The sequence below is a fragment of the Paenibacillus naphthalenovorans genome, assembly GCF_900099895.1.
GTDB lineage: Bacteria > Bacillota > Bacilli > Paenibacillales > NBRC-103111 > Paenibacillus_G > Paenibacillus_G naphthalenovorans.
The window spans coordinates 1-15,349 of record NZ_FNDY01000045.1; the positions used below are offsets into that span (position 1 = coordinate 1).

Sequence of the window (15,349 nt, forward strand, 5' to 3'; positions counted from 1 at the left end):
AACATGGAAACCGATCATTAGGGAAAGTTCCCCCTCACAACCCAGCCAGCAACCCGAAACTATTTTTGAAAATCGACTTTTTCAGGAGCAACTAATTAGCGAAAATTGTTCAAAAGGTCTTGACGGTTACAACATTGAATTTAAAATCCGTCCTACTCCACCCTTATATAATATTAAGTATGTAGCATCAGATCATTTATTTTTACTTTTAGTCATATGTATTATATTATATGAGAGCGTCATAGAACGGATTTTTAACTTTCAATCACTTCTTCCCAATTGCCCTTCTTGCTGAGTTATGGCTTGCTTTGTGAAAGATGTTCTGGTTCTTCTGATTGCCAATGTACCGCACTGTTACGTTGAGGTCATCTGATAAAGATTCCAGTAATTCATTCATTTCAGCAATCAACTCACGCATATAAGCCTTCTTCCCTGCACCGTCTGAGTAACTGTCACCCGTGATATTCTTTCTAACTTCATCTATTGGTAAACCCAATTCAAATATTGCATACCAACAAAACTGCATTTTCAATGTCTCGTGCTTTGTAGATTCACTATCAATAATATTTTGAATCATGAGTATTTCTCTTGTTGTAAGAGACTTCTCTTGCTCTTTCGAACTCTCGTTAGATTTTTTTCTATTTCTTTAGAAAATTCTTTAATTAGCTTCGCTTTGTGCATATGTATATCCGTATTAAAACCAGTCACATCTTCTAAGTAATCCATTGCGTATAGGAATTGGAAAAATCTATTTTTATAACTTTGTTGGGTATTAAATTCATCTTGGGTCTCAGGTAGGTGTCTTTTGTAATCATCATATGTCAATTTTGTAACATCAAGTTTCTCAGTTTCGTTAAACAGAAGATCATGTATTGCACTTCTGTACTGTGATTTCGAGCTATATAGAGACAGGAAATGGTCTATCGCTTTGATACTTACAGGATGATCGCTTAACAAAGCTATCATATCATCTGCATATAAAAGTTCCCTTTTAACCAAAGACCTTCCCTCCCTTTTACTTGCAGTATAAAGAATACCATGTATTAGTAAAACTTTCCACGTGTATCGTTAATTTCCTGTACGCCCTCCTGCTTGAAGGACTCTAACAGGGCATCTCTTTGTGCCCTTAGACGCCCAATTTCGGCTTGTATGGCTTCTCTACGTTCTGGATAGGTATTTTCCTTAGAATACTCTAAAGCAAGCTTACAATGGCGCTGAGCGATCTGTATTAAGCGTTGGGTAGTGGCATCATCAAGCTCTATGTAGAGTCTAGTCATTTTGCCCCCTCCATTGAACCTGTTTTATTTTCACTCCATTTAGAGGACTATGCAACCGACCAATCTGTAGAATATCCTCCTGTTCCAATCCCCTTAAATACTTTGAGGTTACTTGCGTATCAAAATGCCCCATTAACCTGCTCAAACTGTAAATGTCTATCCCGTTCCTCAATTGCTTCTGAGCGAAATAATGCCTACAATCATGCGGGGAACATCGGACTTCCTTTCTAATTCCTGCATTCCTGCAATGTTCTTTCAGTATCTTATTAATACGGGAGCGGGACAACCGAACAGCAGATTGGTCTAGGAAGTAGTAATCCTCGATTTCATCCTGTAGCCTTTTCTTGAACCTTTCCTGTTTTAATACCTCATACTTTCTCATGTACTTCCGCATGATATTGCTAATGTACACCAGACGTTGTTTAGAGCCTTTTCCGTGAATCAGAATGTGCCTCCGAACAATATCATCATTCTTGATGTTGCATAGCTCAGAAACCCTTATACCCGTGTCAAAGAGCATGATAAGAATAAGCTTATCGCGTACATTGGAATAAGTCTCTTCTTTGAGGTCATTGATAATCCGCGACACCTCATCATCATTGAACGTGACAATGACCGTCTTTTCTTCTTTTAGGTTCTTAATCCTCCGCATGGGGTTACTTTGCTCATCAATAAACTCCTCACTCACCAAGTATTGGAAAAACACTTTTAACGTGGCTATGTTGTTATTGATCGTTCTGTTGACTTCCCTTCCGACTCATTGACGTTCCTGTATGTATTTCTTGATATGAAGCTGTGTCACTTCTTCAACCTCAGAAACACCCAACTCTTTAACCGTAAACCTTTGCCACCTGTTCAAGCGGAACACACAAAGATCAACGTATCTCTTTTCCCTACCCAAAATTTCTTGGTTAAGCTTGAAATCTTCAATCAACTCATGGATTTTTGTCATAAAAAATACTCCCTTCTATTTGCTAAACAACGCAGATAAAAGAGAGTAATTTTTTGCACTCTATTGTTGCAGGTGAACTCGAACTTTCAATACCGCCAACGCTGGAAACCCTTGTGTATCAAGGCTTCCAAGCGATTGACGGCGTTGAATTTATCCCGTTTACTCCCACTCGATCGTCGCCGGCGGTTTGGAAGTAATATCGTACACCACGCGGTTGACGTTATTGACTTCGTTCACGATGCGGGTCGAGATTTTCTCAAGCACATCCCACGGAATGCGCGCCCAGTCCGCCGTCATGCCGTCGATCGACGTGACGGCCCGGATGCCTACCGTGTAGGAATACGTGCGCGCGTCGCCCATGACACCGACGCTCTTCATGTTAGGCAGTGCGGTAAAGTACTGCCAAATTTCACGGTCAAGCCCGGCTTTGGCGATTTCATCGCGGAGAATCGCATCGGATTCGCGCACAATCTCCAGCTTCTCTTCCGTCACCTCGCCAAGCACGCGAATCGCAAGTCCCGGACCCGGGAATGGCTGGCGCCATACGATCTCCGCCGGCAGGCCGCACTCTTCGCCGACCTTGCGCACCTCGTCCTTGAACAGCGCCTTTAACGGCTCCACCAGCTTGAACTTCATATCTTCCGGCAGGCCGCCTACGTTATGGTGCGACTTGATCGTTTGCGCCGTAGCCGTACCGCTTTCCACGATATCCGTGTACAGCGTGCCCTGCGCGAGAAAAGCGAAATCGTCGAACCGCGCCGATTCTTCTTCAAATACGCGGATAAACTCATTGCCGATGATTTTCCGTTTTTGCTCCGGATCGTCCACACCGCTCAATTTTTTGAGGAACCGCTCACGGGCGTCGATTTTGACGACTTTCATATCAAATTTGCCGACGAACGTATCCATAACGCTCTCCGCTTCCCCTTTGCGAAGCAGGCCGTGATCAATAAACATACAGGTCAGCTGATCGCCGACCGCTTTATGGATCAGCATCGCTACGACGGAAGAATCCACGCCGCCGCTCAGCGCGCAAAGCACCTTCTGGTCGCCCACCTGCTCGCGGATATCGCGCACCGCATCTTCAATGAAGGTTTCCATGCTCCAGGTTCCTTCACAGCCGCAGATATGGAACAGGAAATTGCGAATCATTTCATTGCCGTAGACCGAGTGCCGCACTTCCGGGTGGAATTGGACGGCGAACATTTTTTTGTCCGGATGGCTCATTGCCGCGATCGGCGCATGCTCGGTGCTCGCATCCACCACGAACCCTTCCGGCGGCTGCACAACAAGATCGCTGTGGCTCATCCAAACCGTCTGTTTCTTGTCAAGACCGTGCACAAGACCGCAAGAGTCAGCAAAATCAACCTCCGCCTTGCCGTATTCCCGTTTCGAAGCCGGCTCCACCTTGCCTTGCAGCTGATGAGCCATCATCTGCATGCCGTAGCAAATGCCCAAGATCGGCACGCCAAGCCCGTAAACGGCAGGATCCACCAGCGGGGACTCCTCCCCGTACACGCTGGCGGGACCGCCCGAGAAGACGATGCCTTTGGGCTGCAGCTCGCGGATTTTGTCAACCGGGGTATTGTAAGGCAGCAGCTCGCTGTACACGCCCAAGTCGCGGATCCGGCGCGCGATCAGCTGGTTGTACTGTCCTCCGAAGTCGAGCACCACAATAATTTCATTAGGTTTTTCCATGATAAATAGGTTCCTCCTGCTTGTATCGTTCCTTTTTCAATGAACCTAATTATAAGCTTACGCCGGTTAAAGGGCAATGCCTGTCCTCCAAAAGTCGTGTCAAAACGTGGACAAACATGTCTCTGCCTTACCTCAAGCTTTCAAAAGCAGGGAAAAAAAGCCTGCGTCCATTCCGCTCCGGAACCGGAGCTTCTTGGTTACAGGCTTTGCTTCAGGCGACGCCAGGCTTCGGCAAGCGTGTGGCGCGTCACGACCGTGTCCCGATGGTCCGGATCGGCGTAATGCAGCGTCTCCAGCTGCTCAGTCAGCCGGAGCAAGGCGATGCGCTGCGTTTCGGTGCGGCAGCGGCGGGAACTCGCGTACTCACGGAGGGTCATCGACGGCAGCGCACGCCCGTACGAGCGCTGCAGACGACGCCACATCCGCTCGCCCAAGCGCAGCAGAGCCGCGCGGCGCCAGCTGTGAACGGCGATAGAGATTGAGTCCGAAGATGAGGCGGGCGTGCCGGCTTTTTTTGTCCACATGTGGATAAGCAGCATAAGAGCCGCTATTCCCGCAGCAGCGATCCCCAGGGATAACTTCCCCCATAAGCTTATCCCCGGTGTGGACAGCAGCATGCGGATGGATGCCCAAAGCGCGTTGAAAGCTGTGGACAAGCCGCCATAAACCGCGCGTGCCGCGGACAGCAGGGAGTCAACTCCGTGAAGCGTCCGCTCCCAGACCCCGCCGCCGCTTTCCGGAGGCGCTGCCGCCGCGGGGGATGCGGCCGTTCCCTCACTGCCGGCTCCGCCGGATGCGGGAGTCGGCTCGAAAGGAACCCACCCGACAGAAGGAAAATATACTTCCGCCCAGGAATGCGCATGGTTTTGCCGCACCTGTACGGTATACCGCTCGCTGCCGGCCTCCCCGTCGACCGCCAAAACCTCGCCGGGCGTAAACCCCTTGACCCACCGGGCAGGTACGCCGACGGAGCGGAGAAGCACCACCATGGCGGTGGAAAAGTGGTCGCAGTAGCCGGTTTTTTGCTCGAACAAGAACCGGTCCGCCGCATCTTCCTTTTCCTGCACCGCTCTAGTCTCATGAAGACTGTAAGTGTAATGTTCACGAAGGTAGCGCTCAATAGCCTCCGCTTTGGCGTAAGGAGAGGACTCCCCGCCCGCGATGCCCGCAGCCAGCTGCTTCACCCGCTCCGGAAGCGAATCAGGCAGCTGCAGAAACCGCTCTTCGATCTCGGGAGGATAGAAAGGATCCACTTCGTTTAACAAAGCTTGAAGAGCCGTTCGGTCCGCAGGGACCAGCGACTCGATCTCATATTCGGCTAAAGGATCCGTCATAACCGGAATCATGATCCGCTCCGACCACAACTGTCTCCAGACCAAATTCACGGGAATCGGCTGTCCTCCGGCCGATTGCAGAAATTGCACCCGGATGAGCTCGCCTCCGGCAAACAGTTGGTGGTTCAGCCCTTCATCCTGGATCCGGATCGTTTGCCTAACGGGCACATAGTACGCATTCTCCGCGGGAGCATCCGGATCCCATCCCGGGGGATCGGCCAAGTACTGCACCATCAGGCTATCCGGCTGGGTCCAACCCTGCCCGGTATAATAACTCTTGGCTTCTCCCCGCCAATAGGTAAGCCTTGGGGTCACGGCGATAAAGGCAGGGCTTTGGTCAGGCTGCAGCGGCTGTCCGAGCCGGGTATCGTCCGAGCCGTAGCCCGTTCGTCCGGTGTTCGCCATGACCGCGGCATGCCTTTGGTTCCAGGCCTCGCTGTGGAACCGCTCTTCGAATTCCCGGATGTACCGGGACCAGTCAAGCTCGCGCATCTCTTGCGGATGCAGCAGCGTGCCAAGCCAGCCCACAGCCATGCAGGCTGCGGTCAGAAGCAGACCGGCCAGCGGTGCGGCGGAGCTCTTCAGCGCAGCATCCCGCGCCTCAGGCACCCGGGCTTTAGAGAAACCATCGGCGGCCGCCTCCAAACGCCAATCATACCATCTTCCCTGCTGAAGCAGCCCTTGAAGCAGCAGGCTGACTCCCGTGCAGCGCAAAACGGCCGGGAACATGTCGATGGTGAAAAACAATTGAACGAAAGCCAAAAAGAGGATCGTCATCCCCCAAAACCACAGGATCTGCCGCCGCTCCAGTACAAACGTTTGAAGTACGGAGATGAAAAAAGCCCACCCCGTCATAAACAACAGGGTCCGCGTAGCCGGTTCCCATGCCGCCAGATTGCCTTCCAGGCCCTCCGCCGCATCCATCCACAGCTCGCGGCCGAAATCCGCCCACCACTCCAGGGAAGGAACCGCTTGCCCATTGTGCAGCCAAGCCGTTATCCCGAGGATCCACAGTGTCTTGAACAGCCATAGGACCCAGCCGGGCAAACGAAGCGTATCTACGGCTGCCAGGAACACAAAGGTGACCGCAAAAGGAGCGATGGAGGTCACCTCGGTGATATCCGCGAGCCGGCGCAGCGGATAGAGCCATTCCAGCAGCAGCAGGAGCATCAGCCCGCTGAGCGCCGCATCGGCCGCCCACGACGCGGGGGCGGAGGCTTGCCGGGCCGCGGCTGGATCAGGTGCCGGATAAGGCATGGCCGGCACCTCCCTTCGGCGGCGCGGCCGGACCATTCGCCGGCGCCAGCGTCACGCGGCAGCCGAGCGACTCGAGCTGCCGCTTCCACGCGTGCACGGGCCCGGGAAGCGCTCCCGGCCCGTGCACGAAGACAACGCGCGCGGCGCCCCGCGGCAGCAGGCGCAAGGCCGCAGCCAGCTGCGCGTCGGCGCGGGCCGTGACGAGCGTGACCGCTCCGACGCCGGCCTGCCGGGATTCGCGCAGCGCGAGCGCGGCGAAGGCTTCGGGGCGGGCGCCGCCCCGCGGCACCGCAGCCAGCAGCTGCAGCAGCTCGCCGAAGCGCTCCCGTCCCTGCGCTTCGGCTACACTCCCTTGCCCGTCGCTGACGGCAAGGCGCACGCGCCCGCCCAGCTCGAGCCCTCGCCGGGCAATACCCGCCGCGGCCTCCACCGCCGCCGCCAGCGCAGGATCCGCCCACAGGGCGGCTCCCGTGCTCTCCCCGGCTCCGGCCGCGTCCAACACCACGAGCTGCCGCACGGCGGCGGGCAGCTCCGTCTCCTTCGCGCGCAGCTCGCCCGTGCGCGCGGTGCTGCGCCAGTGGATCCGCCTCAGCGGATCCCCCGGCGCATAAGGCCGAGTGCCGCTCACCTGCGCCGCGGCCGTCCAAGCCTGCGGCTGCCGTACCGGCGGACGCGTCCCATCCGGGCCCGCGCCCGGCTCCGCAGCCACAGCCCCCACCCGGGGCAGCACCCACAGCTGCCCCCCGCCGCCGCTCCTGCGCTCTACACGCAGGAGACCGAAGGCGTCGCTGGCGCGAACGATCAGCGCCTCGCGCACATACACCCCGCGACCGGGGGCCTGGAGGCCGCAGCGCACCACCGTGGTGCGGCCGAATCCCGCCGCGCTCGCACCGCGCAGCGTCATGCGCTCGCCCGTACCCTCATGGACCCAGCGCTCCTCCAGCATCAGCCAGACCCCGGGCAGGACCCCCGAAGCCGTCAACCGGTAAGAAAGCACCGGAGACTCTCCTGCAAGGATACGGAGCCGTTCCCTGAGCTCTTCTCCTCCAGGGCGCTCCAAGCCCCATCCTGCTCCCGGACCGCGGCCCTCCCGCTCCACCCGGATGCCCCGCTTTAACGACGCATACACAAGCACAGCGTACATGAGCAAAGATAACGAAACATAAACCAGAAACCATGCCGTTCTGCCGCCCCAGGACATCGCCCACCACCCTGAGGCCCCCAGAAGGCCGATCATACCCAACAGAACGATTGCGCCGCGCATCACTGCATCCGCCGCCCTTCTCAACCAGCCGCATGCCTGCGGACCGGGACCGGCGCTGCGGAGACCACCGCATCAATAACCGCTTCCGCGGTCAGTCCCCCAAACAGGGCGGAGGACGACAGCATCAACCGGTGCGCAAGGACAGGCACGCTCAGCTCCTTGACATCGTCCGGAATGACATACCTTCTGCCCTGCAGGAAAGCCTGGGCCTGAGAGGCCCGCATCAGCGCAATCGATGCCCGCGGACTGGCTCCGAGCGTCACGTCCGGATGTTGTCTCGTAGCTGTCGTCAACCCCACAATATATTGCTTGATCGTCTCGTCGACATGGACCGTACGAACTTCTTTTTGCAGTGCCGTAAACTCCTCCTGAAGAATAACGGTACGGATGCGCGACAGCGGAAACGCATCTTCCATCCGGTTGAGCATCTCTACCTCATCCCGAGCGTCAGGATAACCGAGATGAAGCTTTAATAAAAAGCGGTCCAACTGCGCCTCCGGCAGCGGGAACGTCCCTTCGAAATCGACGGGATTTTGCGTCGCCAGAATAAAAAACGGCTCCGGCAGCGGATATGTCGTCCCGTCGACCGTCACTCGCTTCTCCTCCATGGCCTCCAGCATAGCCGCCTGGGTCCGGGGCGAAGTCCGGTTGAGCTCGTCGGCCAGAATGATATTGGCCAGCAGCGGTCCGGGACGATATTCAAACTCGGCGGTCCTTTGGTTATAGACCGAGACTCCCGTCAAATCGGACGGCAGCAAATCCGGTGTGCATTGAATACGCTTGAACCGGCTGTCTATCGTTCTGGCAAGTGCGCGCACGAGCATCGTTTTGCCGACGCCGGGCACGTCCTCCAGCAGGACATGTCCGCCGCAGAGCAGCGCCACAAGCAGCTTCTCGATCACGTTCCGTTTGCCTACGATGACCTTTTCGACTTGATACACAATGCGTTCCAATACCGTATCCGGCGAATCCGGTTGAACTGAGGGCGTCGTCATCTCTCAAAACCTCCCGAAAGTTTCGGCAAGCCGGAAACGCTCCAGAAGCGGTTACAGCCCTATCCTTTCTGCTGTCAACGCCGGACTCCCCGTCTTGCACTCTATGTTTCTAGTATGTCCGGGTTTCAGAGTGTTTAGACAATCCAGCCGTCTCTTTCAGCTGTTGATAGATTCCCCACCAGCTTCCGTATGGTCCCGAGAGAGAGATTCGCACTTCCGCCGTTCCCGGCTCAGCCTCGGCAAGGTAAGCCGTCACCCGGCCGCCGAACAGCTCCAGCGTCTTGCGCAGTGGAACGTACAGCACGCCATCCCGCACTTCCATTTCGGGCAGTGAAATCGTCTGCAGCGCTCCAGCCGGATTTATCACGCGGAGCTCCCTTTGCGCAAAATCGTACTCCACCTGATAAAGCCCCCTGGTCACGGCAGCGGTCCTGTCCTGTTCTTTCCACTCCACCGTACCGCCCATCAAGGAGGACAGCTTCCGAATCGGAACCAGATAATACCCGTCCCGATAAATCATTTCCGACTTTGCCAGACTGACAGCGGTCCCTCCTGTCTGCAGCCGAAGCCGCTCCGGCCCCGGTACGGCTCCCTCAGCGGCAATCATCGTTTGCGGAGCCTGACGAATATTCGGGAGATCAGACCACAATTTCCCATGCTCCCTTGCGGCCGCAACCATTTGTTCATACTTCTCCCTGCTTACGGTACGCGGCCACTTCTGCTTGCCAAGGGAGAACTGGACCGGCTTCACGCTGGAAGAAAGCGTAGCAAACGCATAGCCTTTTTCTTTAAACAGCCGAATGATCCGCGGCAGCGCTTTTACGCTCTCCTCATGGCCCGGGCCATCGTGCATCAGAACGATCAATTCATGACGGAAGGGACCCTTCTCCACCGTACGATAGATGCTCTCCGCCGTCATGCCGGGCCGACGCGCATCCTCACTGTCGATGTTCCAGTCATACACCTCGTACCCCGCCAGACTCAAATAATGATAGTAGAACGCGTCAAAATGGCCGAACGTCCCGCCGGGCGCACGCAATAAACGTGTTCGCTCCCCCGTTTGGTCCGCCAGCACCTTCTCCGTCTTTTGCACCTGATCCCAAAATACACTGAAATCGGAGTAAAGCTCCTTATATTTATGATTATAAGTATGATTGCCCAGGACATGTCCTTCCTTCACGATCCGGCGCACCAATTCAGGTCTCTGTTCCGCCTGTTCCCCCAGCACAAAGAAGGTCGCCTGAACCCCCTCGGCCTGCAAAATATCCAGTACCTTGGGCGTCAGCTGGCTTGGTCCGTCATCAAAGGTCAAGTATACCGTCGGGTCCGCCGGCACGGAATACGTTTTTTCGGCTTCCATCCGTTTCCCTGCTTGCAGCTGCGCAAATACAGCCTCTTCTTCCCCCATACTGCAGGGCACAGCCCATGCCGTATTCGGAAAGACCGCAAACAACAGCATCAAACAAAGCATCCGTAAAATAACAGGTACAAGTCTGCTGCAGCCAAAAGCACATATTCCGCGCATCATGAGCAATCCCTCCGTACAATCTATTAAAAGTGGCGTTAATAGACTATATGGGAGAAGCGCCCGAATTATGTATATTTATCCTTACTAATTACTATATATAATCAAACTTACCAAACCTTCCACGTTTATATTCTATTCCAGATTTATCCTTGTCGATACACATTTTTATTGAACAAACCGGGCCGTCCCGCATAACGGGAATCGATTTTTCGCCATATACCAGAACACCGCAAAACCTGATTCATGGGCTTTGCGGTGTTTTGTGTAAAAATGATATATATGTAAATTTACATGTCACAAAAGCATAAAGTAGAGAAAACATACGCGGTTGACCGTTATATAGGAAAGATTGGGGTGAAAAACGTAAGCAGGGAGAACATGGAGTTGAGAAATCTGCCCTATGAAGGTTCTCCCCATACTCCGGGGACAATAGCCGAGCCGTAAGAGATTCAATAAGGTCTGTTCGCTTTACGGAACAATGGCTTATAACGCCTTCACAGCCTCCAGCACCTGCTCCACATGACCTTTCACTTTGACCTTGCGCCATTCTTTTACCAGCCTGCCTTCTTCGTCGATCAGGAACGTGGATCGTTCAACCCCCATGTATTCTTTGCCGTACATTTTCTTAAGGGTCCATACCCCGAACTGCTCACATACCGCATGATCCGGATCGGAAAGCAGCAAAAAAGGCAGCTCGTGCTTCGCCGCAAATTTCTCATGAGATTTCGGATCGTCGGGGCTAATGCCGATCACCTCCACGTTTAACTGCCTGAACTGATCGTTATAATCGCGAAAATGACACGACTCTTCCGTACACGTCGGCGTCATATCTTTGGGGTAAAAGTAAATAACGACCTTGCGGCCACGGAATTGCTTCAGCGACACCCTTTTTCCGCCGCCGGCTTGGAGTGTAAAATCGGGGACGATTTGTCCCACTTCGATAGATGACATGAATGCCTCCTCCTTACAATTTATACAAGCATTATACAGTCTTGGCAGGGCATACTCAACAAGCACACCCTCGATCCATTTATTAAGGAAGGCAGGCCGACTGCTTTAGTCCGTTAGCCTGCCCCAACAAAAGCTTATGATCCCGCTCCACGATACCGCTTCACTCCGTAATTCCATACGGTCAGCCCGATGGTCAAGAAGACGGCGCCTACAAGCGGCGTCAGTAAAGCGAACGACCCCCAATTGGCCCGATCCAGGAAATAAGCCGCGGGATAAAAACCTACAAACCCGAACGGCAGCACCCAGGTCAGCATGATATTGATCAGCCGGTTGTAAATGGTCACCGGGTATCTGCCGTAGTTTTGCAGATTCCACAGCATCGGCGTGATGCCGGTCGGCGAATCCGAGAAGAACGACAGCGAAGTGAAGAAAATATAGATTCCCCCGTAGATCATGATCGAACCTGCAACCAACAGGATAAATACGAACGGATCATACCACATCAGTCCAAGATCGAGCCGGCTCCAGGAGTAGCCCATGATGATCAACCCGACCAATGCGTTGAACAAAGACGACGGATCCATATTTTCCAGCATCAGCTGCACCAGATTGTGTGCCGGCCGCGTCAAAATCCGGTCCATTTCCCCTTTGACAATATACCGTTCGCTGAAGCCCCATAGGTTGAAAAAGGTAATAAACAGGCCATAGGGCACCATAAAATAACCGTAGATAAATAAAATTTGCTGCTGGTTCCATTCGCCGATCGCAGCCGTATGCTGAAACACGACCAAAATGAAAAAGAGATTCAATCCGTTAAACAACAGATCGGATACGACCTCCATCCAGAAATCGGAACGGTAGGTCAGCCGGGTTTTCATGTAGTTTTTAAAATAATTGATCAGCAGTCCTGCATAGAACATATGGCACTCATCCCCCCTGCACGAACAGGCGCGACCGCGCGCTGCGCCAGAGTATTAGCAGCGGAAGGATGAGCAGCAGGAACCACAGGATCTGTGTGGCGAACACGCCGTATACCGCACTGCCGGTCACCTTTCCTGTAAAGACGGAACCGGGCAAATAAGTGATGGCCGGGAACGGAAGCAGCTTCATCACTCCTTCCGCCCACCCGGGAAAGAACGAGATCGGCACCACCAGGCCGGAGAACAAGTCGACGGCCACCCGTTTCATGCGCATCAGGCCTTCATTATTTTCAAGAAAAAACGCGCACAAGCCGGTAATGATATTGATTTGGGAATTGATCAAAAAGCTGAAAAACAGCATGATCAAAAAAACAAGCCAAACCTGCGGGTCGGTCGGCAGGCTGACGGGAAACAGCAAGGAAACGAGCACCATTCCCGGAACAGAAAACAGCAGCAGGCGAAACAAGCCTTCACCGAGACCCTGCATCATTTTGACAATAATATAATTGTAAGGACGGATAAACTGAATGGCTACGCTGCCGTCTTTGATTTCATTGGCGATTTCCCGATCCAGGTTATTAAAATAAAACGCCCGCGCCATCCAGGAAACGGCCACATAAGTGGTCATCTGGGTGACGGTCATCCCGCCCAGCAGCTCCTTCGATCCGTAAATCGCCTTCCATAAAAAGTAGTAGGCGCCAATATTAATGGCATAAATAATAATTCCGCTGTAATAATTGACCCGGTAGGCAAGCATCATAAGAAAACGGATGCGGATGATATCCAAATAAGCGCTATACATGAAGGGTCACTTCCCGTTCATCCGGCTCTTCCTGAGCCTGCCGTTTGACGTCGCTTGAACCCGTTTTGTAAATTTCACGCACGATGTCGTCGGTGTTCGTTTCGACAATCTTGATATCTTCGATATTCATAGCACCGACGACGCGGGCCAATACGTCCGAGACGCCGGTCAGCTGCTGCGGGATCCATACTCTGGCCGTCAGCTCGTTATCCAGCGACCAATTCACTTCCAGGCCGCGGGTCAATGCCTTCAAGCGCTCCAGCGCCACCGGCTCGGCGAACCGCAGGATGACTTCCTTGCCTTTGCCCCAGCGCTCCTTCAGCTCTTCCAGGCCGCCGTCATAGATAATCCTCCCGTCATCCAGCATAATGACCCTTGAGCAAAGCGCTTCAATATCCTGAAGATCATGGGTGGTCAGCAGAATCGTCGTGCCGTACCGCTTGTTCAGCGACTTCAAAAATTCGCGAATTTCGGTTTTCACCACAATATCCAGTCCAATGGTCGGCTCGTCCAGAAACAGGATTTGCGGATTATGAATCAACGACGCCGCCAGCTCGCAGCGCATCCGCTGCCCGAGGCTTAGCTTGCGTACCGGCCGGTTCAGCAGTTCACCGAGCTTCAGCCGGTCTACCAGTTCATCAAGCCTGGCCCGGTAGTCGCTGTCTGAGACACGATACACCTTCTTAAGCAGCTCGAACGACTCAATCACGCCGATATCCCACCAAAGCTGGCTGCGTTGGCCGAACACGACTCCGATACCGCGGACAAACTTTTCTCGTTCCTTATAAGGAATGTAGCCGTTCACCCGAATGTCGCCCGAGGTCGGAACAAGAATACCGGTAAGCATCTTGATCGTGGTCGATTTACCGGCCCCGTTCTCCCCGATATAGCCGCAAATTTCCCCTTGGGGGATTTGAAAGCTGATATCCTTGACAGCCCTGACCTGATGGTATTCCCTGTTAAATAAATCGCGAATCGCTCCTTTTAAGCCTTCGCGGTTCTTTTGCACCTTAAACTCCTTGCGGAGCTCATGAACATCGATGGCCCAACGCATGGCACATCATTCCTCCTGTCAAAAAATGCCGAAGCTTGCAGGGATGGCTCGAAACCTTTTATAATGAATTGTAATAGTTTCCTGCCCTAATTGCGCATGATTCAGCTGTATTGTCTAATCCTATACACGATATGATACACGAACGGTCCGGTTTGGAAAAGCGACGAACCCACAGGAAAGGATTTGATTTCCATGGCACGTGCGGTCAAAAGAATATTCATTATCGCTTTGCTTCTTCTGCTCGCAGGCATTGGCTATTATACATATGCCTTTTTAAATTTCGCGAACAATATTCAAAAATCGGATTCGACAAAATTTGGAGGGCTTTTGCCTAAACAAGTCGGATTGACCGACAATAACGCTCCTCCCAAATGGGAGGGCAAAGAACGGGTCAATATCCTTATTCTCGGAGGGGATTCCCGCGGCGGCAACAACGGGGTGGGGCGTTCCGATTCCATCATGATCGCTTCTATCGACCCTATGACGAAAAAAATGCATTTATTCTCTATTTTGCGTGATACTTATGTGAAGATTCCGGGAGTAGGAAACGACCGTATTAACGCGGCGTATGCGATCGGTGGACCGAATTTGTCCATGAAAACAGCCAGCGACCTGCTCGGGATCCCGATTCAGTATTACGTCATGACCGATTTCGAAGGTTTTATCGCGCTTGTGGACGCCATCGGCGGCATTGAGATCGACGTGGAAAAAGACATGCGTTACAGGGATTCCGCGGACAATCACCAGTATGATATCAACCTGAAAAAAGGATTTCAGCATCTTAACGGAGAACAAGCTCTGCAGTACGTGCGATTCCGCCACGACGCGTTGAGCGATTACGCCCGCACAGAACGGCAGCGCAAATTTCTTAAAGCGGTAGCGGAGAAGATGCAGACGACCGGCTCCCTGATCCGGCTGCCCAAAATCTTAAACAGTATTGACCCGTACATTGAAACCAACCTGACTACTACCGATATGCTGAAGCTGGGAGCTCTGGCTTATGAAGCCAAGGCGGAGGGAATGGTCACCAAGCAGATTCCCCCTGCAGAGCTGCTGGTGGAGAGGCGGGTTGGCGGAGCGGCCGTGCTGAGTGTAGACCGGAACAAGCTGCATTCTTATATGAAGTCACTGTTCGAAGGCCGCGATCCATACGCTCCTGAAGAAAAGCCTGTGACCCAGACCCATGAAGCCCTTGGCAGGGACAAAGGCAGCATGACCAAAAAAGAATAGCGCGTTTCGATCAACGGGAAGCTGCGGCTTCCTCTTTTTTTGTAAGCATTGCTGCATTTAAATATGAACACCGATAATAGAGAGGAA

At 53.4% G+C, this 15,349-nt stretch carries 15 protein-coding genes; 1 reads left to right on the top strand and 14 read right to left on the bottom strand.

Annotation, left to right across the window (positions count from 1 at the left end):
• Positions 1-265: 265 nt before the first annotated feature.
• The 14 genes from BLT35_RS24205 to BLT35_RS24265 all read right to left on the bottom strand — a co-directional run bounded on the left by BLT35_RS24205 (position 266) and on the right by BLT35_RS24265 (position 14,032).
• Positions 266-577, bottom strand: a complete 312-nt coding sequence (locus BLT35_RS24205; RefSeq protein WP_074730014.1) for a hypothetical protein — start codon at positions 575-577, stop codon at positions 266-268.
• Entirely contained in the window at positions 574-999 is a 426-nt protein-coding gene (locus BLT35_RS24210) for a hypothetical protein (protein WP_074730015.1), read from the bottom strand. Before BLT35_RS24210 ends, BLT35_RS24205 begins: the two co-directional genes overlap by 4 nt.
• 44 nt (positions 1,000-1,043) lie before the next feature.
• Positions 1,044-1,277 (bottom strand): hypothetical protein, encoded by a 234-nt coding sequence (locus BLT35_RS24215; RefSeq protein ID WP_074730016.1) that lies wholly within the window; start codon positions 1,275-1,277, stop codon positions 1,044-1,046.
• Positions 1,270-1,965: a tyrosine-type recombinase/integrase gene (locus BLT35_RS24220; RefSeq protein WP_254777662.1), complete on the bottom strand. Its 696-nt coding sequence runs from the start codon at positions 1,963-1,965 to the stop codon at positions 1,270-1,272. Before BLT35_RS24220 ends, BLT35_RS24215 begins: the two co-directional genes overlap by 8 nt.
• Before the next feature lie 69 nt (positions 1,966-2,034).
• Complete coding sequence (locus BLT35_RS27710; protein ID WP_054820335.1) at positions 2,035-2,229, bottom strand: hypothetical protein; 195 nt, start codon at positions 2,227-2,229, stop codon at positions 2,035-2,037.
• 159 nt (positions 2,230-2,388) lie between these two features.
• Positions 2,389-3,927, bottom strand: coding sequence for a glutamine-hydrolyzing GMP synthase (guaA, locus tag BLT35_RS24225; RefSeq protein WP_062409916.1), 1,539 nt, complete (start codon positions 3,925-3,927; stop codon positions 2,389-2,391).
• Positions 3,928-4,124: 197 nt separating this feature from the next.
• Complete coding sequence (locus tag BLT35_RS24230; RefSeq protein ID WP_074730017.1) at positions 4,125-6,518, bottom strand: transglutaminase-like domain-containing protein; 2,394 nt, start codon at positions 6,516-6,518, stop codon at positions 4,125-4,127.
• The gene (locus BLT35_RS24235; RefSeq protein WP_254777663.1) at positions 6,499-7,515 is read right to left on the bottom strand and encodes a DUF58 domain-containing protein; all 1,017 of its coding nucleotides are present in this window, start codon (positions 7,513-7,515) and stop codon (positions 6,499-6,501) included. The genes BLT35_RS24230 and BLT35_RS24235 overlap by 20 nt, the downstream gene beginning before the upstream one ends.
• A gap of 287 nt (positions 7,516-7,802) precedes the next feature.
• Positions 7,803-8,777 (bottom strand): AAA family ATPase, encoded by a 975-nt coding sequence (locus BLT35_RS24240; RefSeq protein WP_062409919.1) that lies wholly within the window; start codon positions 8,775-8,777, stop codon positions 7,803-7,805.
• A gap of 109 nt (positions 8,778-8,886) precedes the next feature.
• Positions 8,887-10,305, bottom strand: a complete 1,419-nt coding sequence (locus BLT35_RS24245; protein ID WP_074730019.1) for a polysaccharide deacetylase family protein — start codon at positions 10,303-10,305, stop codon at positions 8,887-8,889.
• Positions 10,306-10,788: 483 nt separating this feature from the next.
• Entirely contained in the window at positions 10,789-11,256 is a 468-nt protein-coding gene (bcp, locus tag BLT35_RS24250) for a thioredoxin-dependent thiol peroxidase (protein ID WP_062409920.1), read from the bottom strand.
• Between the two features lie 134 nt (positions 11,257-11,390).
• Positions 11,391-12,176, bottom strand: a complete 786-nt coding sequence (locus BLT35_RS24255; RefSeq protein ID WP_054820247.1) for an ABC transporter permease — start codon at positions 12,174-12,176, stop codon at positions 11,391-11,393.
• Between the two features lie 7 nt (positions 12,177-12,183).
• Positions 12,184-12,978, bottom strand: coding sequence for an ABC transporter permease (locus BLT35_RS24260; protein ID WP_062409921.1), 795 nt, complete (start codon positions 12,976-12,978; stop codon positions 12,184-12,186).
• Entirely contained in the window at positions 12,971-14,032 is a 1,062-nt protein-coding gene (locus tag BLT35_RS24265; protein WP_062409922.1) for an ABC transporter ATP-binding protein, read from the bottom strand. The genes BLT35_RS24260 and BLT35_RS24265 overlap by 8 nt, the downstream gene beginning before the upstream one ends.
• Before the next feature lie 192 nt (positions 14,033-14,224).
• On the opposite strand from BLT35_RS24265, the gene BLT35_RS24270 reads away from it, so the two are divergent.
• Positions 14,225-15,262, top strand: coding sequence for an LCP family protein (locus BLT35_RS24270; RefSeq protein ID WP_062409923.1), 1,038 nt, complete (start codon positions 14,225-14,227; stop codon positions 15,260-15,262).
• The last annotated feature ends 87 nt before the right edge of the window (positions 15,263-15,349 follow it).